Genomic DNA, 21,534 nt, shown 5'->3' with positions numbered 1-21,534 from the left:
GGATAGCCATGTTTCAGCGCCGAATGATTGGGGAAATCGCGCCCAATCGTGTCGCTGGCGGCATTGGCCCGGCTTCGGCTTCGCGATAAGGTCGCGTCGCTGCCTGGTGCCCGCAACGCGGGAGAATCGGGAACACGGTTGAAATCCGTGGCGTGCCCAACGCTGTGAGGGGGACCGCGCCGGCAAACGCCACTGTCCCAGACGGGAAGGCGCCGGATGCGGGTCGATCCCGAGCCAGAAGACCGGCCCGGCAGACATGGTCATCCGCATGGTCAGGCGGAGGACTGCTTATCGCAAGGGGACAAGCGATGCAGGCACGAACAGCCGCCGCCGGCGGCGATGACTTTGACCAATTGGCGCGCGACGCCGTCTACCGGGCCATGTTCACCCGGCGCGACGTGCGCAGCCATTTCCTTGCCGACGATCTCGACGACAGCGTTTTGGCGCGGCTGCTCACCGCGGCACACCACGCGCCGTCGGTCGGCTACATGCAGCCCTGGAACTTCATCATCATCCGGGACGCCACAAGGCGGCGGCAGGTGCGCGACCTGTTTTTGGCCGCGCGCGAACAGGAACTGCCGGCGATCGAGGCGGACCGGCAGGCGCTCTACCGCAAGCTGAAGCTCGAGGGCATCTGCGAAAGCGCGCTCAACCTGTGCATCACCTGCGACCGCCAGCGCTCGAAGAACTCGCCGCTCGGGCGCTGGCACAATCCGGAGATGGACCTCTACAGCACCGTCTGCGCGGTGCAGAATTTCTGGCTCGCGGCGCGGGCGGAAGGCGTCGGGGTCGGCTGGGTGAGCATCATCGAGCCCGAAGCGCTGAAGCGACTGCTGTCGATCCCCGAGCACGTCACGCCGATCGCCTATCTCTGCGTCGGCCGCGTCTCGGAATTCGCGCCAAGGCCCGACCTCGAAGCGCATGGCTGGGGCAAGCGCCTGCCGCTGCCCGAGCTGGTGATGAGCGAGACCTTTTGCGGCGCCGGCGAGGCGCCGCTCAAATCGGCGATCGCTCGTCTCGGAGAACGATTAAAGCCTTAGAACCGCTCGGCGTTCCATAGACCCGCACCAACCGCAACGCGCCATCGCGCTTCGCGTTTGCGCAATGGCGCATTGGCAGGCCTGACCGTCGTTGCCCGCTCTCAGAAAACCGGGGATTGTTCGCGCATCGCTTGACAACGTGACGGTTCTTCTTGGCGTGGTTGGGCCGGATCTCCGCACTCGCTTCCTCACTGCTAACCCTGTGCCAAGCGATGTCGTTCTCGGTCTTCAACGTCTGGTGAATTCACCGGCGTTCGGAATTAAATTCTGTCTTCTCATGTGAATAGGCAGATTGAGCTGGGCTTCGGCGCTTATTGTCGGGCGATAGATGAGACCCGGCGCGTTCCCATGAACTTTTTTGCAATAGATCGGTCCGCCGAACATGAGGGCGAAGCGGAATGGGAGCGCATCCGCGCAAAATACCCGCCGCAAGAACCATTCCTCAACTTGAACAACGCCGCGGTCAGTCCCCCACCGACTGTTGTCGAGGAAGCGACGGTTGACGCCTACCGCTTCATCAGTCGCAATCCCGACTACAATATGTGGAGCAAGCTCGACACAGCACTTCCTCATATCAAACGCGAGCTGGCGGAACTGATCGATTGCAGCCCCGGAGAGATCGCGCTGAACCGGAATTCGTCGGAGGGTCTTTCGACAGCGATCTTCGGAATACCGCTGACTAAGGGCGATCAAGTGCTGATCTCGCCTTGGGACTACCCCAGCGTTCGTGCGGGCTGGCTGCAGCGGCAACAGCGCGAGGGCATCGAGGTTGTAAACTGCACCTTCGACCTCATGGACAGCGACGACGACATCATCGAATCCTATGTTCAGGCGATGACCCCGCGTACCCGCGTCCTGCAGCTGACTCACATGTACCACTGGAACGGGCGTGTCCTGCCGGTGAACCGGCTCTGCGAGATCGCGCGGGAGCGCGACATCATGACTGTCGTCGACGGTGCCCAGACTTTTGCTCAGATGCCGGTCAGCTTCCGCGAACTCGATTGCGATTTTTTGTCACCAGCCTGCACAAGTGGCTCGGTGCTCCTATCGGCAACGGGATGCTGGTCGTCAGCGAACGCCGGATCGATACCACCTGGCCATTGCTTGCACCTTTCGACCAGCCCGCGGTGCACATAGACAGATTCGACCATTGGAATCTCGGCACCTACAATTCCGCTGTCCAGGCAGGAATCGCGCCCGCAATTCAATTCCACAAGGCGATCGGCGCGGAACGGATGCATGCGCGACTGCGCGAACTCACCCGATATTGGGTAGGTCTCGTCCAGGACATTCCCGGTTTCAGGCTCCATACGCCGACCGACACGGGACAGCCTCGCTGCGATAAGTCTGTTTTCGATCGACAGCATCGACATGCAGCAACTCGAGCGCGACCTTCGCGAGAAACACCAGGTCCACGTGAAATACCGCAAGGTCGAGCACGTCGAGGGTTTGCGGGTTTCGCCACACATTTACATGCTTAAGCGCGATCTTGATGCCTTTGTCGCCGCGCTGCGAAGCGCTGTGGAGTGAACCGACGAATTTCTCGGGGCTGTGCCTGACCTTAGCCGCCTGCTGTCTGGCGAATAGCGTTTTCGCAGTCGAGGGGTGCAGGATGGCAGCGCCGCTATTGCGCTTGAAGCTGCCTAGGCCTGCACCCTGACAAGAGTTCAATAGTTTCGCTCAAGGCCGTGAGCGTGGTCTGCATTTTTGAGGTCTATCAATGCGCCAAGTCTATGTGAGTGGATCCTATCTACCGGAAAGCGAGGCCCGTATCTCGGTCTTCGATCGGGGCTTCCTGTTCGCCGACGGAGTCTATGAGGTCACGCTCGTTCTTGATGGCAAGCTCGTCGATTTTGCCAGTCACATGGCGCGCCTGCGGCGATCGCTCCGTGAGCTCGATATGCCGTTCTCCCTGACCGAAGCAGATCTTTTGAAGATCCACAGGGAGCTCATTGGACGGAACAATGTATCCGAGGGACTTGTCTATTTGCAGATCACCCGGGGCGCGGCCGACCGCGATTTCATATTTCCTACTCGGGATACGCCGAACACCGTGGTGCTCTTCACACAAGAGAAGGCACTTGTCGAAAATCCGGTCGCCATGCGCGGCCAGCACGTCATAACCGTGGAAGATCTCCGGTGGCGGCGCTGCGACATCAAAACGGTGCAACTCCTGTATCCCTCCATGGCCAAAATGCAGGCGAAATCACGCGGCGCCGATGACGCATGGCTAGTGAGGGATGGTTACGTCACGGAAGGCTCTTCCAACAACGCCCATATCGTGACTTCGGATGGGACGATCGTCACGCGGGATCTCTCGAGCGATATCCTGCACGGGATTACCCGGGCAGTCGTTCTGCAGTGCGCAAGTGAACTTCATCTGCGGGTGGAGGAGCGCCCATTCACGGTAGTAGAGGCCAGACTTGCGACGGAGGCGTTTTCAACGTCATCATCCGGGCTGGTGAACCCGGTGGTCAGGATGGATGGTGCGCCGATCGGCAACGGGCTGCCGGGCGTAGTCACCCGGCGGTTGCGACAAATTTATCTCGATAGAAGCCGAGCATCGGCGATCTAGCGTTGATCGTCGACGGTGTTCTCTGCGGCGTCAAACATCGATACGCTACCTGCCGGTGGCGTTACTGGGGCGCATATGGACCGCGCTAACTCAAGCACTCCTGACGCCAGCCCTGCACGTGAATAGCTCGCCCGAGCACTCGCGGCGCCCAAGTAGCTTGACAAGGCCGCTGCTAGGCTGGCGTTCGCGCCAGATGCTGGCGGCGATCCTTCCATTGGCGGGGCATCTCCTCTGACTCTAGTCAAGCGGTCCTTGGCGAATCCCAGCGCGAGCCGCCGAAGGGGCTGAGCGCCTTGTCGCGCAATTCCCTGAACTTGGACGAGGCTTCGGCCAGGCGCCGGTCCCATTCCGGATTGGGGACCTGGCCCTCGATGGTGGCGAAGTAGACCTGCATCAGCGAAGCGATGGCGAAGGGCTCGATGAAAGCCGCCTTGAAGGCCCAGGCGAAGACGATGGCCAACACGAAGGCCCAGCCGGCAAGCTGGCCCGGCATGGCCCAGAGGATCGCGGCGGCGGGCGCCAGCATCAAAAGGAAGATGACGAAGGATACACCCCACATGATCACCGCCAGCCAGACGGCGTTCTTGACCATCAACTTGCCGTTCTGCGCATAGAGCACGACGCCTTGCCTGGCGGTCTCGAAAGGCGAGTTGGAATTGGTGCGGATGTTGTAGCCGAGGATGATCTCGTCGACATAGGTCAGCGACAGGCGGATCACGGTGTTGATGAAGCTCACCAGACCGCTCAAGCCTGGAATGGGTAGGAATGCAGCAATGCCGCCGATCAGCCCGGTGATGGCGCGGATGGCGCCTTTCACCAGCTGGTCGACGACGAAAAGGATGTTGGCCTCGGCGAAGCGCTTCGTCACCACTTCGCGCGCATAGGCGATCTGGCCCTGGCCGTCGGGAACGTCCTGCCCGTCGATCAGATGGACCATGACGGCGATATGGCCGGCCTTGAGCACATAGAGAATGTATTCGCGGATCCAGTAGACGGCGATCGAGACCACGCCGAAGCCGACGATCCCACCCCACAAGGCAAAGGACATCGGCCCGTCCGGATCGGTCGAGATGTGGCCGACGCCGTAACCGACGCTGGCGCCGGTACCGGTCGCTGTTATGTAGGCCACCGTGATGCCGAAATAGACGATGATGCGAAAGACGATGAACGGCCACGTCCGCATCATGATGGACACCGACCGGCCGATGCTGAAGTCCCACATGGCCCCGACCCTCCGCCTCAGAGAATTGGCGGGAGAGGATGCGCTCGCTCCTGCCAAAGTCAATGTCGGAGGGATTTTGAGCGGGGGACAATTGTCTGAGGCAGCGCGGACCCGAGTGATTGCCCGGAACGCCGCGACCGGATGCTATTTGGTTTTCAGGCCTTCCAGCAGCTGCTTGAACGCCGCCACAACCTTCTTCGACGTCGCTTCCGGATCCTTGGCATTGGCGATGCGCTGCGAGGCCTGGCTACTGGCGCCGTTGATGAGCCGCGCTGCGGTCTCGGGGTCGAGATCGGGAACGACGACGCCCTCCTCCTGCAGCTTTGACAGGTGATCGGTCATTGAAGCCGTGCAGGCGCTGGCGTTGGGCCACTGAGCCGGATCGCCGAGCACGGCCGGGCCGTCCCTGAACATGATGCGCTGGATTTCCGGCTCAAGCGCCATCTCGATATAGGTGGTGCATTCGTCGACGAAATGCTGCCAGCGAGTAGGCGCCCGCGAGGCCACCTCGTTCACCCGCGCCGCCATCTCGGCGTCGATCTCGGCGATCACCGCCTGCAGCAGCCCCTTCTTGTCGCCGAAATGATGATAGAGCGCGCCGCGCGTCAGACCCGCCGAAGCGGTGAAATCGTCCATCGAGGCCTCGGCATAGCCGATCGTGCCGAAGGCATGGCGCGCGGCCGCGATCAGCTTGGCGCGCGTCTCGGCGATCATCTCCTTGCGGGGCTTATGCATGGCTCCTGGCCTTATTCACATACGCGTCGTATGCTAATTGACATACGCGACGTATGAACTATCTGACATTCATACGCTGCGTATGTAATTGCGGCGCTTTCCCTTGTCGAGGAACGGGACCATGCGAAACCCATATTCGGAAATCTTTCGGGCTCCTGGCACGAAGAGCTTCGCCGCGGCAGCCTTCATCGCCCGGCTGCCGATCGCCATGGCGCCGATCGGCATTGTGGCGATGCTGTCACAAACGCATGGCGAGTACTGGCTGGCCGGCGCCGTCTCGGCCACATACGCTTTGGTCAACGCCTTCCTGTCGCCGCAGGTCTCGCGGCTGGTCGACCGCCTCGGCCAGAGCCGGATTGCCGTGCCGACGACACTTGTCTCGGCGCTTGCCTTCGCGACCTTGATCGTCGCGGCCAGCCAGCACTGGCCGGTGTGGACCTTGTTCCTATCGTCGCTGCTTGCCGCCTTAATGCCCAGCATCCCGGCGCTGGTCAGGGCGCGCTGGACCGAGATTTTTCGCGACCGCCCCGAGCTCAATACGGCCTTCGCCTTCGAATCGGCCGCGGACGAGCTGGTCTATGTCGCTGGGGCATCGCTGTCGGTGGGCTTGAGCGCCGCGCTGTTCCCGGAAGCCGGGATGGTGGTGAGCACCTTGCTGCTCGCCTTCGGCTCGGCGGCATTCCTGCTGCAGCGTTCAACGGAACCGCCCATTCGCCCGGCCGAGGATGGCGCGGCCGGTTCGGCGATCCGCCTGCGGCCGGTGCAGATCATCACCTTCGCGCTGATCTTTGTCGGCGCGACCTTCGCAACCACGGAAGTCACCACCGTTGCCATTACTGAAGAGCTGGGCCAGCCCGAAGCAGCCAGCCTCGTCATCGGCGTCTATGCACTGGGATCCTTCGTGCTCGGCATCATCGTCGGCGCGCTCAGTTTGCGCACGCCGCTGCAACGCCAACTCGCGATAGCTGTCGCCGTCATCGCGCTCACCACGCTGCCGCTGCTTTTTGCCGACAGGGTGCCGACCCTGGCGCTAGCCGTCTTCGTCAGCGGCGTTGCCATCTCGCCGACCTTCATCACCGCCTTTGGCCTGATCGAACGCCACGTGCCGCCGGCAATGCTCACGGAAGGCGTGACCTGGGTGACCACCGGGATCGGCATCGGCATGGCGCTAGGCTCCTTCGCCGCCGGCTGGATGGTCGACACTTTTGGACCGCAGAACGGGTTCTGGGTGTCGGTGGCGGCAGGCTCAGTCGCTTTGGTCACCGTGCTCGCCGGCCAGTGTCGGCTGGCGACGCCGGACTGCGACCCGAATGAATGCGAAGCGGCGATTGCTCCGGCTGGATGATACCGATGCATCCGGCTCTGGCTGGCTATATGTCCTGCTTTTGAACGAACTTCGCCGCCGGGACTGCGTAAAGCCCCGTCGGCGCGCCATGGAGCATGATCTCCCGCTCGAAGACGAAGCCGCATTTCTCCAGCACGCGCCGCGATGCCGGATTGGCGGGACGCGCCAGTGCGATCACCCGATCGGCGCGCAAGGGGCCGAAAGCCGCGTGCAAGGTCCCCCGGACCAGTTCCGTCGCGTAGCCATGCCCCCAGGTCTCGGGATGAAGATGATAGGACAGGTTCAGCCCATCGAAATCGCTCGATAAGGTGACACCGCCGAAGCCGATCAGCCTCTCGTTGGCTTCGACCGCCCAGCGACCAAATCCGTGCCTGTCCCAATGATCGATGTCGCGAGCGAGCCTTGCAGCGCTCTGCTGCGGCGTGTCCGGCGTCGGGTCGGGGCGATGCGCCACCAGTTCGGGGCGCGAAAAAAGATCGGCCAGAAACTCCAGATCCGCCTGTTTGGGCCGGCGCAGCAGCAATCGTTCGGTCTGCTGGCTGACAGGCAATGGCGCGGCCATCGTTTTTCTCCGCCGCCTGTCGGCCGAAACGTCAGAGAATTTCCGTTTTGGCGATGTGAATGCCGAATCCTTCGAGGCCGACATAGTGGCGCTCGCGCGAGGCGATCAGGTTGATCGAGGAAATGCCGAGATCCTTGAGGATCTGTGCTCCGAGCCCGATCTCGCGCCACTCGTTCTCGCGCCGGCGCGCCTCTTCGTGATCCTCGCGGTCGCCGCTCTGGGGCCGCTTGCGCTCCTGATGGGCGACGCCGACCGAGCCTTCGCGCAGGTAGACGATGACGCCACGCTTGCGCTCGCCCATCGCCTCCATGATACGGTCCAAGCGGTGGCTGGTGCCGAAGACGTCGGTCACGACGTCTTCCGAATGCAGCCGCACCGGCACCTCCTCGCCGTCGCGGATGTCGCCGAAGACGACCGCGACATGGTGCATGGAATCCCAGGGCAGCGTGTAGGTGAAGACCTGCGCCTTGCCGCCGGGCGTCTCAATGTCGGAGCAGGCGACGCGCTCGACCAGCGTTTCCTTGCGCTGGCGATAGGCGATGAGATCGGCGACCGAAACCTGCTTCAGCCCGTGCTGCGCGGCGAAAGCCTGCACCTCAGGTCCACGCTTGACGGTGCCGTCGTCGTTGACCAGTTCGGAGATGACGCCGATCGGCGGCAGCCCGGCGAGCTTGCAGAGGTCGACCGCGGCTTCCGTATGACCCGAGCGCATCAAGACACCGCCCTCGCGCGCGATCAGCGGGAAGATGTGGCCGGGCCGCACGAAGTCGGAGGCACCAACATTGCCATTGGCGAGGTTACGCACGGTGAGCGTGCGGTCGTCCGCCGAAATACCCGTCGTGGTGCCGTGCTTGAAGTCGACGCTGACGGTGAAAGCGGTGGTGTGGGCGGAATCATTGTCGGCCACCATGGGCGCAAGGTTCAGCCGCCTTGCGTCCTCGCGCAGCATCGGCGTGCAGACGATGCCGGAGGTGTTGCGGACGATGAAGGCCATCTTTTCCGGCGTGCAGTGGACGGCGGCAACGATCAGGTCGCCCTCGTTCTCGCGCCCGTCATCGTCCATGACGACGACGATCTCGCCGCGCTCGAAAGCGCGGATCGCTTCGACGATCTTCTTCTGGTCGTATGGCATGGACGCTCGCTAGCTCGCTTGGGGAATAGGGCAGTAAGGGAGTAGGGGAACGGAAAAAGTTTGGCGTCGCCGAATGCGACGTAACATACTCTCCTACTGCCTTACTGCCCTCCTCCCCTTCCCGTCTGTCCTCTATGCCGCAGATAATGATCCGCGATCGCGCAGGCAACCATGGCTTCGCCGATCGGCACGGCGCGGATGCCGACGCAAGGATCGTGGCGGCCCTTGGTCATGACCTCGACGTCCTTGCCGTCCTTGTCGATCGATTTCCGCGGCGTGAGGATCGAGGAGGTCGGCTTGACGGCGAAGCGGGCGACGATCGCCTGGCCGGTCGAGATGCCGCCGAGGATGCCGCCGGCATTGTTGGACAAAAACACCGGCTTGCTGTCATTGCCGATCCGCATCTCGTCGGCATTCTCTTCGCCGGTGATGCGGGCGGCTTCGAAGCCGTTGCCGATCTCGACGCCCTTGACGGCGTTGATCGACATCAGGCCGGAGGCGATGTCCTGGTCGAGCTTGGCATAGATCGGCGCGCCGAGGCCCGCCGGCACACCTTCGGCGACGATCTCGATCACCGCGCCGACCGACGAGCCGGCCTTGCGAATGCCGTCGAGATAGGCGGCAAAGACCGGAACCGAGGCCGGGTCGGGGGTGAAAAACGGGTTTTCCGCATCGCCGACGAAACTCCAGTTCCAATTGGCGCGATCGATCGACTTTTCACCCATCGAGACCAGCGCGCCGCGCACCACCATGCCCGGCACCACCTTGCGTGCCAGTGCGCCGGCCGCCACTCTGGCTGCCGTCTCGCGCGCCGAGGAGCGGCCGCCGCCGCGATGGTCGCGCAACCCATATTTGATCTCATAGGTGTAATCGGCATGGCCCGGCCGGTACTGGCGCGCGATCTCGCCGTAGTCCTTGGAGCGCTGATCCACATTTTCGATCAGCATCGAGATCGGCGTGCCGGTGGTGATCATCGTCTCGCCGTCCTCGCCGAGGATGAAGCCGGAGAGGATCTTGACCTCGTCCGGCTCGCGGCGCTGGGTGACGAAGCGCGACTGGCCCGGGCGGCGCCGGTCGAGCTCGGCCTGGATGTCCTCGCGCTTGAAGCGGATCCCGGGCGGGCAGCCGTCGACAACGCAGCCAAGAGCGGCGCCATGGCTTTCACCCCAGGTGGTGACGCGGAAAAGATGGCCGAAGGTGTTGTGAGACATGGAAAAAACGCCCTGCCCGGCGCGGACCCGGTTCGCCGGTTCAAGCGTGCCTTCTATTGGCGTTTTCCACAGCGGTCAAACGGTGATCGGATGCATCAATCTGTGATCTGGAGGATTTAGTTTTGACACATTCGGTTGGTTTCTGCTCTCTTCCATCCGCCGTTGAGGATCCGCCGTTGCTCATGCCGGCGCAATGACCAAAGAGGACGACGATGCGTACCCTGATTGGCGCCGCCTGCGCCATGTTGCTCATTTCCACCGCTGCCGCGTTCGCCGGCCAGACCGAAGGCTTGATCAAGAAGGTCGACAAGGACACGCTGACGCTGACGCTGGACGACGGAAAGTCCTACAAGCTCAACGCCGAAACCGATCTCGACGCGCTGAAGCCCGGCATGGATATCGTCCTCGCCTACGACGTGACCAATGGCGAGAATGTCGTGACCGATATGCAGCTGCCGGACAGCGACTAGAATCATCCGCGCCGCGAGGTCTTGGCGGACGGCGCAGTACGTTGGTAGCAGTACGTTGGTAGAGGACACCTTTGCCAATGTCCGAGCGCCGAACGCTTCGGCATCCTGGAGCGAAGCAAGGGGCGCAGCGACGCAAACGCAGATTCCCGGATGGCGACGTTCGAGGCCTTCGGCCGACCTCCAACACACGGCCTGAAACGCAGGCCCTACAGCCACTCCAGGGTGCGGCCCTCGAGCCGTAGCAGGCGGTCCTGCGGTACGTCGAGGCTGGCGGCTTCCTGCTTGGAAATGCCGGTGACGAAGCGGAAGAAGCAGCGCATGATCCCGCCATGGGTGACGCAGACGGTCGGCTGGCGAAGCGCGTCGAACCAGGGTTTTATCCGCTCGAGCAGCATCTCGTAGCTTTCGGCGCCCTCGCCGGGCGGCTGGAAATCCCACTTCGCGGCGCGGCGGCTTTTGGTCGAACCCGGGACACGCTTTTCGAGTTCGGCAAAGGTGAAACCCTGCCAGTCGCCGAAGCTTAGCTCCACCAAGCGCGGATCGGTGCGATAGGCGAGCGGGTCGAGACCCATCGCCGCGCGCATCAGTTCCATCGTCTCACGCGTGCGGCTCATCGGGCTGGCGACAAAATCGAAATCCGCGGCGTTTCCGATAAGGTCCGCCAACCGTCGGCCGTTTTGCGTCGCCTGCTCACGGCCAAGTTCGTTGATATCGGTATCCGCCTGGCCTTGCAGCCGACCCTCGGCGTTCCACTGCGTCTGGCCGTGGCGCGCGATGTAGACGAGCGGATACATCAGGTCTCCGGAGGTCGGGCCAGGGCCTGGACGATAGACAGGCGGAGAGAACTAGTCCTTGACGGTCGAGATGTCGGGCGCGTCGACCGCCTTCATGCCGACGACATGGTAGCCGGAATCGACGTGATGGACCTCGCCGGTCACGCCGCGCGACAGGTCCGACAGGAAGTAGACGCCGGAATCGCCGACCTCTTCCTGCGTCACCGTCTGCTTGAGCGGCGCGTTGTACTCGTTCCATTTGAGGATGTAGCGGAAGTCGCCGATGCCGGAGGCGGCAAGGGTCTTGATCGGGCCGGCCGAGATGGCGTTGACGCGGATCTTCTTGGAGCCGAGGTCGACGGCCAGATAGCGCACGCTGGCCTCGAGCGCCGCCTTGGCGACGCCCATGACGTTGTAGTGAGGCATAACCTTCTCGGCGCCGTAATAAGTCAGCGTCAGCAGCGAGCCGCCTTCGCTCATCAGCGGCTCGGCGCGCTTGGCGATGGTGGTGAAGGAAAACACCGAAATATCCATGGTGCGCAGGAAATTATCGCGCGTCGTCTCGACATAACGGCCGGTCAGCTCGTCCTTGTCCGAGAAGGCGATGGCATGGACGAGGAAGTCGAGCTTGCCCCAGTGCTTGGCGATGTCGGCAAAGACTGCGTCCAGGCTTTCCGGATCGGTCACGTCGCAATGGCCGGCGACATGCGCGTTGAGTTCCGCCGCCAGCGGCTCGACGCGCTTCTTGAACGCCTCGCCCTGATAGGTCAGCGCGATTTCGGCGCCGTGATCGACGCAAGCCTTGGCGATGCCGAAAGCGATCGACCGATTGTTTGCGACGCCAAGGATGAGGCCTCGCTTACCGGCCATCAGGCCCTGTCCACCCGCCATGTGCGCAATTCTCCGCAAGAATGTCTGCTTTGTGGAGCCCTATCGCACAGGCACAGGGCCCCTTCAAGCGTCGAAAACAGACTGGCTTGAGGAGAAAACTGCTTCGATCAGCCTTTCCGCTTACGCATCAGGGCTTCGAGATCGGCGTCTCCACCCTCCGGCAGCATCAGCCGCACATGGGCGTAGAGATCGCCATGGCCACCTACTTTTTCCGGCAGGCCCCTGCCCTTGAGGCGCAACACCTTGTCCGAGCTCGACCATGCGGGAACGTTGACCGCGAGCTTGCCGGTCGGCGTCTCGACGGCCACCTTGGCGCCGAGCACCGCGTCGGCGAGTTCGATAGGCAGGTCGACATGCAGGTCGCGGCCCTCGATGCGATAGCGCGGATGGCGGCGAATGTGGATCTTGACCAGCGCGTCGCCCGGCTGGCCGGGCCCCTGCTCGCCCTGACCCTTCAGGCGGATGGTCTGGCCCTCCTCGACATAGGTGGGAAGCTTGACCGCCATCTTGCGGCCGTCAGGGAACATCGCCGTCACCTTCTCCGCGGTGGCGGCCTCTTCGACGGTGATGTCCAGCGTGACATTGAGGTCAGGCGCCTGGACCGGCTGGCGACGGTCGCCACGGCCTGGACCGCGCCCACCCGAAAAGGCCTCGCCGAAGATCTGGCTGAAGATGTCGCTGTTGCCGTCGAAAGGATCGCCGCCCGGACGACCGGTGCGGAATTCGAAATGCGCCCCGCCGGGGCCCTGCTGACGGCGGAATCCGGCAAACGGATCGCCACCGGCCGCGCCCTCGAAGCCCTGGAATCTCGGCTTGCCGTCGGCGTCGATCTCGCCGCGATCGTAAGCTGCGCGGCGCTTCTCGTCGCCGACGATCTCATAGGCCTGGTTGGCGGCCGCAAAACGCTCTTTCGCCTTCGGATCATTCGGATTCTGGTCCGGATGATGCTGCTTGGCGAGCTTGCGGTACGCCGATTTTATTTCCTTGGCCGAGGCGTTCTTGGCAACGCCCAGCACCTCATAGGGGTCGCGCATGCTTCCTGCCTGAAAGAGAGATTGGGTCCACAGTTGCCTTCTATATGCGCTCGCATAGGAAGAAATTCCAGTAGTGCAAGATGCCGATGGCGATTGAAATTAGAGCGCCTTGAACTCCTGCATGCGCCAGCCTCCGGCGTCGGCAATGCAGAGCTCGCCCTGGTACATGGCGACGCCGTCGAAACTTTCCCGCGTCGCGTTGAAGCGTCGGCAGGTCAAGCCGCCATCCTTGAGTTCCACCAGCTCGGTGATCGAGCCACGGGAGCCGGTGCCGGCATTGGCCCATGGCACCGCCTGGCCGCCGAGCTCCTGGATGTCGGCGGAAGACACCGCATTGCCGATCGTGGTCTGGTCCGAGTCGTTGTCGCTGCTTGCCGGCACGGCGGGCGCGGACGGCGCGCTGGAGGTGATGATCGAGCGGTCAACCTCCGCCTTCTCGAGGCTGAAGCCGCCGGCGCCACAGGCCGCGAGCGGAAGCGCCAATGTCAGCAACGCAGCCTTGGCGCTGGCCGAAGCAATAACGCTCCATTGCCCGCTGTCAAAAGCTTGCGCGATACGCGACAATCGGCGAACTCCTCCCGCAACGTTAAAAATTTGGAAAACTATGAACGAAAGCGAGTTAACAAGCGGTGACTTCGCCGAGGCTTTGGAGCCGTTCCGGCTGTTTGCCGAGTGGCTGGACGACGCCGTCAAGAGCGAGATCAACGACCCCAACGGCGTTGCGTTGGCAACCGTCGACGCCGACGGCATGCCGGATGTGCGGATGGTGCTGCTCAAGGGGTTCGACGAAAGGGGATTTGTCTTCTACACGAATTTCGAGAGCGCCAAGGGCCGCGAGATTCTTGGCAGCATGAAGGCGGCGATGTGCTTCCACTGGAAATCGCTGCGCCGCCAGGTGCGCGTGCGCGGGCCGGTGGAGATCGTCAGCGACGCCGAGGCTGACGCCTATTATGCGACGCGGCCGCGCGGCAGCCGCATCGGCGCCTGGGCCTCCAAACAGTCGCGGCCGCTGGAAAGCCGTTTCGCGCTGGAGAAGGCGGTGGCCGAATACACGGCGCGCTATGCGATCGGCGAAATCCCCCGGCCGAAACACTGGTCGGGCTTCTGCATCCTGCCGCAGACGATCGAGTTCTGGCACGACCGCCCGTTCCGGCTGCATGACCGCATCGTGTTCTCGAGAAACGACGCCGGCGGCTGGGACAAGACGCGGCTCTACCCCTGAGATCGCCGAGAGCGAAGAGTTCAGCCTTTCTTGCGGGTCATGAAGGCGGTCAACGCCGCGCGCGCCTCGTCGGACTTCAGCCGCTCGCGGAAATGCTCGCTCTCGACCTTGATGCGGGCGACGATTTCCTTGCGCGGCTCACGCATCAGATCGCGGGCAATCTTAAGCGCCTGCGGCGGCTTGGCGGCGATCTCGGCCGCCGCAGCCAGCACCGCGCCTTCCAGCTCGTCTTCCGCGACCACATCGTAGATCAGGCCGGCGGCCTTGGCGCGCTCAGCCGAAAAACCTTCGCCGAGACCGAGCAGCGCGAAGGCGCCCTGGCGGCCGAGGACCTGCGGCGCGAGCAGGCTCGAGCCGGCCTCGGGCACGAGGCCGAGGTCGACGAAGGGCGTGCGGAAGAGCGTTCGCGGCGTGGCGAAGGTCAGGTCGCAATGCAGATTGAGCGTGGTGCCGATGCCCACCGCTATGCCATCGACACCCGAGACCATCGGCTTCTCCGCCTTGGCCAGCGCCATCAGGAAATCCCACACCTCATTCCCGCCCTCGCCGCCGGTGGCGATCACCAGGAAATCCGCAAGATCGTTGCCGGCGGAAAAGGCACCGGGCACGCCGAGAAAGACATGGACGCGAACCGTCGGATCGGCATCACCTTCAGAAAGGGCGGCCGACATTTTCGCGTACATGGCACGTGTCAGCGCATTCTTCTTCTCAGGCCGGTTCATGCGGATGATCTGCACGGCGCCCCGGCGCTCGATGAGGATATGGTCGGTCACGATCGGTTCCTTCGGCTGACTGGCTGTTCAGGCGATCAGCGCCTTGCCGGCGGCGGCGAGGCTTTCGGCGCCGTCGATGACGCGCTCCTTGAGCGCGCGCGTCTCGCCTAGGAGGTTTTCGGCAAAGAAGCGGCATAGCGCAACGCGGCCGCGGTCGGCGAGGCCGCCTTGCGCCAGATAAGCGCCGCCGGCGGCGAGCGAGATCAGGCGCAGATAGGGTGTGGCGCCGGCCATCGCGGCATCGGCCTTGCCGTCGGCCATCAGCCTTTGCAAGAAGCGCGTCGCCTCGTCGAGATCGGCAAGCGCCCGATCGAGATTGTCGGCGGTGCGGCCAAAACCCTCGATGTTGGAGGTGCGCACCGCATCGGCCATCGCTTTCAATTCGCCGATATAGCGATGCACGTGCTCGCCGCCGCCGAGCGGCAGTTTTCGCGAGACGAGGTCGATCGCCTGGATGCCGTTGGTGCCTTCATAGATCGGCGCGATGCGGGCGTCGCGATAGAGCGCCGCCGCGCCCGTCTCCTCGATGAAGCCCATGCCGCCATGCACCTGGATCCCCAGCGAAGCGACCTCGACGCCGACATCGGTCGAAAAGGCTTTTGCCAGCGGCGTCAAGAGATTGGCGCGGTCGCGCCAGTTGGCGGCGGCCTCGCCCTCGGCGACACGGGCACGGTCGATGGCGTGCGCACAGGTATAGGCGATAGCACGCGCGATCTGCGTCAGCGCCTGCATGGTGAGAAGATTGCGCTGCACGTCCGGGTGACGGACGATCGGCGCCATGCCGGACCCTGAATAATCAGATGCCTTGCCCTGCCGGCGCTCATTGGCATAGGCGATCGCCTTCTGCGTGGCGGTTTCGGCCACCGCAACGCCCTGCATGCCCACCGCGAGACGAGCGTTGTTCATCATCGTGAACATGCAGGCCAACCCTTTGTTCTCCTCGCCGACCAGCCAGCCGATGGCGCCGGGCCTCATGCCCTCAAAACCGTCGCCATAGATCATGGTGCAGGTCGGCGATGCATGGATGCCGAGCTTGTGCTCGAGGCCGGAACAGAAGACGTCGTTGCGGGCGCCGAGCGAGCCATCGTCATCGACCAGGAACTTCGGCACCAGGAAGAGCGAGATGCCGCGCGTGCCGGCGGGCGCGTCGGGCAGCCTCGCCAGCACCAGATGCACGATGTTGTCGGTGAAATCGTGCTCGCCATAGGTGATGAATATCTTCTGGCCGAAGATGCGGTAGGTGCCGTCGCCGGCAGGCTCGGCACGGGTGCGCAAAGCGGCGAGGTCCGAGCCGGCCTGCGGCTCGGTCAGGTTCATCGTGCCCATCCACTCGCCCGAGACGAGCTTGGCGAGGTATTTGGCCTTCAGCGCCTCGGAGGCGTGCTTGTCGAGCGCCTCGACCGCGCCCATGGTGAGCGTCGGACCGATGCCGAAGGCCATGGCGGCGGAGTTCCACATTTCGAGCGCGGCGACGCCAAGCATGGTGGGCAGGCCCTGGCCGCCATATTCGGCCGGCCCGGACAGCGCGTTCCAGCCGCCTTCGATCCAGCGCCGGTAAAGCTCCTTCCAGCCCGGCGGCGTGGTGACGGCGGCATCCACAAGCACCGCGCCATGCTCGTCGCCGATCTTGTAGAGCGGCGCAACCTCCTCGCTGGCGAAGCGCCCGGCCTCGGCCAGGATCGCGTCGACCAGGTCCTCGCCGAGGTCGCCGAAGGTGCCGGCGTCCAGCGCCGGCTTCAGGCCGGCCACCTGCTTCAGCGTGAAGGCGATGTCCTCGACCGGTGCGCGATACATGTTTGCTGCTTCTCCTCCAGTGCGGCCAACCGCAGTCGCGTAGCCGAAGCGAGGCCATTCATTCTTGGGGTTGGCCTGCGTCCTTCTTTTTACGTAAACGTCAAACACGCGGATTTTGCAAGCGTTGACTCCGTCATCCACGGCCGGAGAGGTTCAGTCGCTGTTCCGGCGCTGAACACCTCGCGGTTTGACAGCACTTCCTTAACCATAGCGGTTCAGGATCGTCGTCTGGTCAGTGGGGACACCCTGATTTGAAAAAGCCGGCGCGCCCTCTTCGCCGCCTGGCGCTTCTCGCGGCTGCGGTTGCGCTGGGCACGGCGGCAAAGGCCTCGGATTTCTCCGAGCCGTGGAAGAATGCCGACCGCGCGCTGGTGATCGACGCCTACGAATATAACTCCATCGATTGGGCTGAGCTTGCCACCGACAAGCGCATTGTCGGCTTCATCAACAAGGCGTCCGACGGGCTGCCGCCGCCCTATTTCTGCTTCGGCGACGAGACAGAGGTGAAGCTCTGCAAGGCGCTGTGGAAGCGCCATGCGGTGACGCGCGAGCTTTTCCAGACACGCAAGGTGGTGGCGAAGGCGCTCGGCCTGAAGTGGGGCGCCTATCACCTCGCCCGCCCCGGCAATCCGGTCGAGCAAGCCAACAATTTCATCGATTTCGCCGAGCCGGCGCCGGACGATCTCATTGCCCTCGACATCGAGGGCATCGACCCCACGCAATGGATGTCGCTCGAGGATGCGGAAGAATTCGTGCGCCAGGTGCATCGCCGCCTCGGCCGCTTCCCGGTGCTCTACTCGAACGGCAAGACCGCCCAGTACATCGCCGACAACCGTTACACCTACCGGCTGTTGTCGCGGTTGCCGCTCTGGTATGCGCGCTACAAGCCGGACATCGACGTGCATTTCCCGATGGGCAACTGGCAGGGTTACGCGCTCTGGCAGTTCGCGGCAAAGGCGAATTGCGGCCGCTTCAGCTGCCCCTATCGCGTGCCGGGCACGCCCAACGACATCGACGTCAGCGTCGCGCCGATGAAAGCCGATGCGTTGCGCCAGCAATGGGCCTTTGGCGGCCTGATCGACGTGCCGGCGGATTACCTCGCCTCGATCCCGGTGCCGATCCCGCGCGAAGCGGGCCTCGCCGGCAAGGTCACCATCACCTATGCCGATGTGGCGACGCCGCCGACCATCGAGGAAATGATCGCGGTGCTCGGCGCGCGCTGGGAGAAATTCCGCGACGGATTCCGCATGCCGGTGGTCAAGACCGTGCCGCAGCGCCCGAGCTTCGGCATCGTGCAGTATGTCGCCTGGAAACGAGCCGGACAGCGCACGCCCGAACAGCTCGACGCCGCCTTCGCGGCCGCCGATCCGGTCAGCACCGCATCGACGACGCTCGACCACCGCAGGCAGTAGTCAACGGCAGCGTCAACGATGATTGCCCAGGCTGGCATACATGCCGGTGGTGCGGAACTGTGTGGGCGTGATGCCGTAGCAGCGGCGAAACACCTTGGAAAAATAGTTGGGGTCGTCGAAACCGCACAGAACAGCGACTTCCTTGACCGGCAGGAAATCGGTCTTGGTCAGCAGCTTGGCGGCGCGCTGCAGCCGCTGCTGCAGGACGAATTCGGCCGGCGGCAATCCTTCGCTCTCGGCGAAGCAGCGCGAGAAATGGGCGCGGCTGAGGCCGCTGATTTCGACCAGTTCCGCCACCGGCAGCGGCTTGTCGAGATTGGCGCTTATGTGATCGATGACTGGCTGCATGGTGCTCTGCTTTTCGGCGAAGGCGTGCGAGCCGAAGACATCGTCGTAAAGCGCCATCGCCGCCTCATAGGCGATCGCCGAGGCCGCGCCCGGCGAGGCGGCGCCCTTGATCAGGCGCAGGCTGCAATCGGCAAGGTGATCGATGGTCGCCGGCTGCAGCCGGAACACGGGACCTGAGACGCTGAGGATCGACTTGTGGACGCGCAGCGCCTCCTCGCCGTTCATCGAGATCCAGAAATATTCCCAGCGGTCGCCCTTGGCCAGCCAGTAGCGATGGTTGTGCGGCACCAGCACCAACAGCGTATCGCTCGCCTGCAGGCGGTAATTGCGGCTTTCGTAGCGCAATTGCCCGGTGCCGCTGATCGTATGCTGGAGCACGGTAAACGGGGTCTGGCCGCGCTTTCGCCCGTCCCAGTCGTAAGTCTCGTCCTCGCGCACCTCGTAGCCGGTGCTGGTCGGCATGGCGTGCAGGCGCTGGCGCCCGCGCGGCAGCGAAATCGTGCGCATTAGCTTTCCATTGGCGATCAGATCCTGCAGCACAAAATTACCCTCGAAAGCATAATCCTTCTCTGGCCGCGCTGGCGAATAAGCGCATAATCCGGCTCACTCAAGAACGGGAAAGACCCGCGGTCGAGGAGCGGGCGGGAGGAGAAAGAGCTGGATTTCCGGCTCCACATGGCGAGCGCGCCTGCCGGCGCGCGGCCATACCCTCCCTTGCTGCTCCTTGCCTAACATTCGATTGGATCGAGGTGAAGGTGATGAGCTTCAAAACCGCTATTATTGGCGCCGGCAGCGTCGGCTTCACCAAGAAGCTGTTCACCGACATTCTCTGCGTGCCCGAATTCAAGGACATCGAATTCGCGCTGACCGACATCAGCGAGCACAATCTCGGGATGATCCAGGCGATCCTCGATCGGATCGTGGAAGCAAACGGGCTGCCGACCAAAGTGACGGCGACGACCGACCGCCGCAAGGCGCTGGAAGGCGCGCGCTACATCATCAGCTGCGTGCGCGTCGGCGGCCTCGAAGCCTATGCCGACGACATCCGCATCCCGCTGAAATACGGCATCGACCAATGCGTCGGCGACACGATCTGCGCCGGCGGCATCCTCTACGGCCAGCGCAACATCCCGGTGATCCTCGACTTCTGCAAGGACATCCGCGAGGTAGCCGAGACCGACGCCAAGTTCCTGAACTACGCCAACCCGATGGCGATGAACACCTGGGCCGCGATCGAATACGGCAAGGTTGACACGGTCGGGCTCTGCCACGGCGTGCAGCACGGCGCCGAACAGATCGCCGAGGTGCTCGGCGCGAAATCGCCCAGGGAGCTCGACTATGTCTGCTCCGGCATCAACCACCAAACCTGGTTCATCGAGCTCAGACTGAACGGCCGCGCGATCGGCAAGGACGAGTTGGTCGCCGCCTTCGAAGCGCACCCGGTCTATTCGAAGCAGGAGAAGCTGCGCATCGACGTGCTGAAGCGCTTCGGCGTCTATTCGACCGAAAGCAACGGGCATCTGTCCGAATACCTGCCGTGGTACCGCAAACGCCCCGACGAGATCACACGCTGGATCGACATGTCGGACTGGATCCATGGCGAGACCGGCGGCTATCTGCGCTACTCGACCGAGACCCGCAATTGGTTCGAGACCGAGTATCCGCAGTTCCTCGAAGCGGCTTCGAAGCCGATCGACCCGGCCAAACGCTCCAACGAGCATGCCAGCCACATCCTCGAGGCGCTGGAAACAAACCGCGTCTACCGCGGCCATTTCAACGTCAAGAACAACGGCGTGATCACCAACCTGCCGCAGGACGCCATCATCGAGTCGCCCGGCTTCGTCGATCGCTTCGGCATCAACACGGCCGCCGGCATCACACTGCCGGAGGCATGCGCCGCCACGTGCATGTCATCGATCAACGTCCAGCGCATGTCGGTGCATGCCGCGATCGCCGGCGACATCGATCTCTTGAAGCTCGCCATGCTGCACGATCCGCTGGTCGGCGCGGTGTCGACGCCGGAGGAGGTCTGGCAGATGGTGGACGAGATGGTCGTCGCCCAGGCCGCCTGGCTGCCGCAATATGCCGATGCTGTGCCGGCGGCAAAGGAGCGGCTTGCGAAGTCGAAGGTCAAGACCCGCGAATGGGCGGGCGCGGCGCGGCGCAACGTGCGCTCGATCGAGGAACTGCGCGCCGAAAAGGCGGGACTGAAACAGGCCGGCTGAGATTTCGGGCAGGCGGACCTGCAGGAGGCAGATCAGCCGAAAACGGCCCCCAAAATAAAGATCAAGCGGCGGGCAAGCAGCAGACGTTCAAAACATCTGGGAGGAGACAATGAGAAACTTACATAGAATTGGCATTGCCGCCGGACTGGCGCTCGGCGTTTCTATTCCGGTGCTCACCGCTTTCGCTTCTGAACCGACGATCCCGCCCGAGCCGGCGACATTCCCGGCCGAGGGCAAGATCCATTATGTGGCGCGCGACTCCATCCTGGAGTTCAAGGCGCTGCCCGAATATCACGAGCCGGACTGGGTGACGGAGAAATACGTCAAGACCGGCAAGCTGCCGCCGCTCAAGGACAGGCTGCCCAAGGAACCGCTGGTCTTCAAGACCGCCAACATGCCGGACGGCATCGGCGTCTATGGTGACACGATGCGCCATGTCATCGGCGGCAGGCCGGAAGGCTGGAACTACGGTGCCGGCCAGACGCAAGGCTGGGGCGGCATCGACATCGCGCTTTCCGAATGCCTGACACGCACCGCGCCGCTGTTCCAGGTCGATGCCAAGGACACCGAGCCGCTGCCGAACCTTGCCAAGAGCTGGGAGTGGTCGAAAGACGGCCACAAGCTCACCATGCATCTCGTCGAAGGCGCCAAATGGTCGGACGGCGTGCCCTTCAACGCCGACGACCTCGTCGTCCCAGTAGAACATGACGTCGTCGGCGTTGAAGGGCACGCCGTCCGACCATTTGGCGCCTTCGACGAGATGCATGGTG

At 63.4% G+C, this 21,534-nt stretch carries 22 protein-coding genes, 1 pseudogene and 1 riboswitch; of the genes and pseudogenes, 11 read left to right on the top strand and 12 right to left on the bottom strand.

Annotation, left to right across the window (positions count from 1 at the left end):
• Nucleotides 1–87: 87 nt before the first annotated feature.
• Nucleotides 88–266: riboswitch (cobalamin riboswitch) on the top strand.
• Between the two features lie 42 nt (nt 267–308).
• The 5 genes and pseudogenes from bluB to EOA75_RS06505 all read left to right on the top strand — a co-directional run bounded on the left by bluB (nt 309) and on the right by EOA75_RS06505 (nt 3,615).
• The gene (gene bluB, locus EOA75_RS06515) at nt 309–1,040 is read left to right on the top strand and encodes a 5,6-dimethylbenzimidazole synthase (protein WP_127215632.1); all 732 of its coding nucleotides are present in this window, start codon (nt 309–311) and stop codon (nt 1,038–1,040) included.
• Nucleotides 1,041–1,388: 348 nt separating this feature from the next.
• On the top strand, nt 1,389–2,177 hold the full coding sequence (locus EOA75_RS06510) for an aminotransferase class V-fold PLP-dependent enzyme (protein WP_245466581.1): 789 nt from the start codon (nt 1,389–1,391) through the stop codon (nt 2,175–2,177).
• Nucleotides 2,099–2,305 (top strand): annotated as a pseudogene (locus EOA75_RS34900) (aminotransferase class V-fold PLP-dependent enzyme); the annotation flags it as partial. The gene EOA75_RS06510 and the pseudogene EOA75_RS34900, both read left to right, overlap by 79 nt.
• A 106-nt stretch (nt 2,306–2,411) precedes the next feature.
• Entirely contained in the window at nt 2,412–2,570 is a 159-nt protein-coding gene (locus tag EOA75_RS34895; RefSeq protein WP_245466582.1) for a hypothetical protein, read from the top strand.
• A gap of 190 nt (nt 2,571–2,760) precedes the next feature.
• Nucleotides 2,761–3,615 carry a D-amino-acid transaminase gene (locus EOA75_RS06505; RefSeq protein WP_127241297.1) on the top strand — a complete coding sequence of 285 codons (855 nt, stop codon included), beginning with the start codon at nt 2,761–2,763 and terminating at the stop codon, nt 3,613–3,615.
• A gap of 241 nt (nt 3,616–3,856) precedes the next feature.
• Here EOA75_RS06505 and EOA75_RS06500 read toward each other — a convergent pair whose 3' ends face one another.
• Both EOA75_RS06500 and EOA75_RS06495 read right to left on the bottom strand, forming a co-directional pair.
• Nucleotides 3,857–4,837: a hypothetical protein gene (locus EOA75_RS06500; RefSeq protein ID WP_127323897.1), complete on the bottom strand. Its 981-nt coding sequence runs from the start codon at nt 4,835–4,837 to the stop codon at nt 3,857–3,859.
• A 144-nt stretch (nt 4,838–4,981) separates the two neighbouring features.
• The gene (locus EOA75_RS06495; RefSeq protein WP_066998060.1) at nt 4,982–5,572 is read right to left on the bottom strand and encodes a TetR/AcrR family transcriptional regulator; all 591 of its coding nucleotides are present in this window, start codon (nt 5,570–5,572) and stop codon (nt 4,982–4,984) included.
• A gap of 121 nt (nt 5,573–5,693) precedes the next feature.
• On the opposite strand from EOA75_RS06495, the gene EOA75_RS06490 reads away from it, so the two are divergent.
• Nucleotides 5,694–6,917, top strand: coding sequence for an MFS transporter (locus EOA75_RS06490; protein ID WP_127323896.1), 1,224 nt, complete (start codon nt 5,694–5,696; stop codon nt 6,915–6,917).
• Between the two features lie 25 nt (nt 6,918–6,942).
• Here EOA75_RS06490 and EOA75_RS06485 read toward each other — a convergent pair whose 3' ends face one another.
• The 3 genes from EOA75_RS06485 to aroC form a co-directional block, all read right to left on the bottom strand.
• Nucleotides 6,943–7,479, bottom strand: coding sequence for a GNAT family N-acetyltransferase (locus tag EOA75_RS06485; RefSeq protein WP_095800306.1), 537 nt, complete (start codon nt 7,477–7,479; stop codon nt 6,943–6,945).
• 31 nt (nt 7,480–7,510) lie between these two features.
• On the bottom strand, nt 7,511–8,611 hold the full coding sequence (gene ribB, locus EOA75_RS06480) for a 3,4-dihydroxy-2-butanone-4-phosphate synthase (protein ID WP_127323895.1): 1,101 nt from the start codon (nt 8,609–8,611) through the stop codon (nt 7,511–7,513).
• A gap of 101 nt (nt 8,612–8,712) precedes the next feature.
• Nucleotides 8,713–9,822 carry a chorismate synthase gene (gene aroC, locus EOA75_RS06475; RefSeq protein ID WP_127323894.1) on the bottom strand — a complete coding sequence of 370 codons (1,110 nt, stop codon included), beginning with the start codon at nt 9,820–9,822 and terminating at the stop codon, nt 8,713–8,715.
• Nucleotides 9,823–10,034: 212 nt separating this feature from the next.
• On the opposite strand from aroC, the gene EOA75_RS06470 reads away from it, so the two are divergent.
• Nucleotides 10,035–10,292, top strand: a complete 258-nt coding sequence (locus tag EOA75_RS06470; RefSeq protein WP_066998075.1) for a DUF1344 domain-containing protein — start codon at nt 10,035–10,037, stop codon at nt 10,290–10,292.
• A gap of 206 nt (nt 10,293–10,498) precedes the next feature.
• Here EOA75_RS06470 and EOA75_RS06465 read toward each other — a convergent pair whose 3' ends face one another.
• From EOA75_RS06465 to EOA75_RS06450, 4 genes are all read right to left on the bottom strand, one after another.
• Nucleotides 10,499–11,086: a histidine phosphatase family protein gene (locus EOA75_RS06465; RefSeq protein WP_127323893.1), complete on the bottom strand. Its 588-nt coding sequence runs from the start codon at nt 11,084–11,086 to the stop codon at nt 10,499–10,501.
• A 51-nt stretch (nt 11,087–11,137) separates the two neighbouring features.
• Nucleotides 11,138–11,956 carry an enoyl-ACP reductase FabI gene (fabI, locus tag EOA75_RS06460; protein WP_067327837.1) on the bottom strand — a complete coding sequence of 273 codons (819 nt, stop codon included), beginning with the start codon at nt 11,954–11,956 and terminating at the stop codon, nt 11,138–11,140.
• A 107-nt stretch (nt 11,957–12,063) separates the two neighbouring features.
• Nucleotides 12,064–12,990: a DnaJ C-terminal domain-containing protein gene (locus EOA75_RS06455; RefSeq protein WP_066998086.1), complete on the bottom strand. Its 927-nt coding sequence runs from the start codon at nt 12,988–12,990 to the stop codon at nt 12,064–12,066.
• Between the two features lie 99 nt (nt 12,991–13,089).
• On the bottom strand, nt 13,090–13,554 hold the full coding sequence (locus tag EOA75_RS06450; RefSeq protein WP_067327836.1) for an RT0821/Lpp0805 family surface protein: 465 nt from the start codon (nt 13,552–13,554) through the stop codon (nt 13,090–13,092).
• Nucleotides 13,555–13,594: 40 nt separating this feature from the next.
• Between EOA75_RS06450 and pdxH the strand changes: the two genes are divergently transcribed.
• A complete protein-coding gene (gene pdxH, locus EOA75_RS06445) occupies nt 13,595–14,212 on the top strand; it encodes a pyridoxamine 5'-phosphate oxidase (RefSeq protein ID WP_127323892.1) in 618 nt (205 codons plus the stop codon).
• A gap of 20 nt (nt 14,213–14,232) precedes the next feature.
• On the opposite strand, the gene EOA75_RS06440 is transcribed toward pdxH, so the two are convergent.
• Entirely contained in the window at nt 14,233–14,985 is a 753-nt protein-coding gene (locus EOA75_RS06440; protein ID WP_127323891.1) for a crotonase/enoyl-CoA hydratase family protein, read from the bottom strand.
• A gap of 27 nt (nt 14,986–15,012) precedes the next feature.
• Nucleotides 15,013–16,779, bottom strand: a complete 1,767-nt coding sequence (locus EOA75_RS06435; protein ID WP_127323890.1) for an acyl-CoA dehydrogenase family protein — start codon at nt 16,777–16,779, stop codon at nt 15,013–15,015.
• Between the two features lie 251 nt (nt 16,780–17,030).
• Here EOA75_RS06435 and EOA75_RS06430 point away from each other — a divergent pair, with 251 nt between their 5' ends.
• The gene (locus EOA75_RS06430) at nt 17,031–18,191 is read left to right on the top strand and encodes a glycoside hydrolase family 25 protein (protein WP_127323889.1); all 1,161 of its coding nucleotides are present in this window, start codon (nt 17,031–17,033) and stop codon (nt 18,189–18,191) included.
• Between the two features lie 12 nt (nt 18,192–18,203).
• Here the strand turns inward: EOA75_RS06430 and EOA75_RS06425 are convergent, their stop codons facing one another.
• The gene (locus EOA75_RS06425) at nt 18,204–19,046 is read right to left on the bottom strand and encodes an AraC family transcriptional regulator (protein WP_127323888.1); all 843 of its coding nucleotides are present in this window, start codon (nt 19,044–19,046) and stop codon (nt 18,204–18,206) included.
• Nucleotides 19,047–19,297: 251 nt separating this feature from the next.
• On the opposite strand from EOA75_RS06425, the gene EOA75_RS06420 reads away from it, so the two are divergent.
• Nucleotides 19,298–20,764 carry an alpha-glucosidase/alpha-galactosidase gene (locus EOA75_RS06420; protein WP_127323887.1) on the top strand — a complete coding sequence of 489 codons (1,467 nt, stop codon included), beginning with the start codon at nt 19,298–19,300 and terminating at the stop codon, nt 20,762–20,764.
• A gap of 109 nt (nt 20,765–20,873) precedes the next feature.
• On the top strand, nt 20,874–21,534 hold a 661-nt coding region (locus EOA75_RS06415; RefSeq protein WP_245466580.1), incomplete at its 3' end, for an ABC transporter substrate-binding protein.

Source organism: Mesorhizobium sp. M1A.F.Ca.IN.022.07.1.1, assembly GCF_003997575.1.
Taxonomy (GTDB): domain Bacteria; phylum Pseudomonadota; class Alphaproteobacteria; order Rhizobiales; family Rhizobiaceae; genus Mesorhizobium.
Note: the sequence above shows the minus strand (reverse complement) of the source record. Positions and strands in the feature narration are given on the sequence as shown.

What these genes read in the sequence shown, in the direction of transcription:
- EOA75_RS06490 (WP_127323896.1), top strand. Translation starts at nt 5,694, where the DNA reads ATGCGAAACCCATATTCGGAAATCTTTCGGGCTCCTGGCACGAAGAGC.
- EOA75_RS06470 (WP_066998075.1), top strand. Translation starts at nt 10,035, where the DNA reads ATGCGTACCCTGATTGGCGCCGCCTGCGCCATGTTGCTCATTTCCACC.
- bluB (WP_127215632.1), top strand. Translation starts at nt 309, where the DNA reads ATGCAGGCACGAACAGCCGCCGCCGGCGGCGATGACTTTGACCAATTG.
- EOA75_RS34895 (WP_245466582.1), top strand. Translation starts at nt 2,412, where the DNA reads ATGCAGCAACTCGAGCGCGACCTTCGCGAGAAACACCAGGTCCACGTG.
- EOA75_RS06425 (WP_127323888.1), bottom strand. Translation starts at nt 19,046, where the DNA reads ATGCGCACGATTTCGCTGCCGCGCGGGCGCCAGCGCCTGCACGCCATG.
- aroC (WP_127323894.1), bottom strand. Translation starts at nt 9,822, where the DNA reads ATGTCTCACAACACCTTCGGCCATCTTTTCCGCGTCACCACCTGGGGT.
- EOA75_RS06465 (WP_127323893.1), bottom strand. Translation starts at nt 11,086, where the DNA reads ATGTATCCGCTCGTCTACATCGCGCGCCACGGCCAGACGCAGTGGAAC.
- EOA75_RS06435 (WP_127323890.1), bottom strand. Translation starts at nt 16,779, where the DNA reads ATGTATCGCGCACCGGTCGAGGACATCGCCTTCACGCTGAAGCAGGTG.
- EOA75_RS06485 (WP_095800306.1), bottom strand. Translation starts at nt 7,479, where the DNA reads ATGGCCGCGCCATTGCCTGTCAGCCAGCAGACCGAACGATTGCTGCTG.
- ribB (WP_127323895.1), bottom strand. Translation starts at nt 8,611, where the DNA reads ATGCCATACGACCAGAAGAAGATCGTCGAAGCGATCCGCGCTTTCGAG.
- EOA75_RS06505 (WP_127241297.1), top strand. Translation starts at nt 2,761, where the DNA reads ATGCGCCAAGTCTATGTGAGTGGATCCTATCTACCGGAAAGCGAGGCC.
- EOA75_RS06455 (WP_066998086.1), bottom strand. Translation starts at nt 12,990, where the DNA reads ATGCGCGACCCCTATGAGGTGCTGGGCGTTGCCAAGAACGCCTCGGCC.
- EOA75_RS06495 (WP_066998060.1), bottom strand. Translation starts at nt 5,572, where the DNA reads ATGCATAAGCCCCGCAAGGAGATGATCGCCGAGACGCGCGCCAAGCTG.
- EOA75_RS06500 (WP_127323897.1), bottom strand. Translation starts at nt 4,837, where the DNA reads ATGTGGGACTTCAGCATCGGCCGGTCGGTGTCCATCATGATGCGGACG.
- fabI (WP_067327837.1), bottom strand. Translation starts at nt 11,956, where the DNA reads ATGGCGGGTGGACAGGGCCTGATGGCCGGTAAGCGAGGCCTCATCCTT.
- EOA75_RS06420 (WP_127323887.1), top strand. Translation starts at nt 19,298, where the DNA reads ATGAGCTTCAAAACCGCTATTATTGGCGCCGGCAGCGTCGGCTTCACC.
- EOA75_RS06510 (WP_245466581.1), top strand. Translation starts at nt 1,389, where the DNA reads ATGAACTTTTTTGCAATAGATCGGTCCGCCGAACATGAGGGCGAAGCG.
- pdxH (WP_127323892.1), top strand. Translation starts at nt 13,595, where the DNA reads ATGAACGAAAGCGAGTTAACAAGCGGTGACTTCGCCGAGGCTTTGGAG.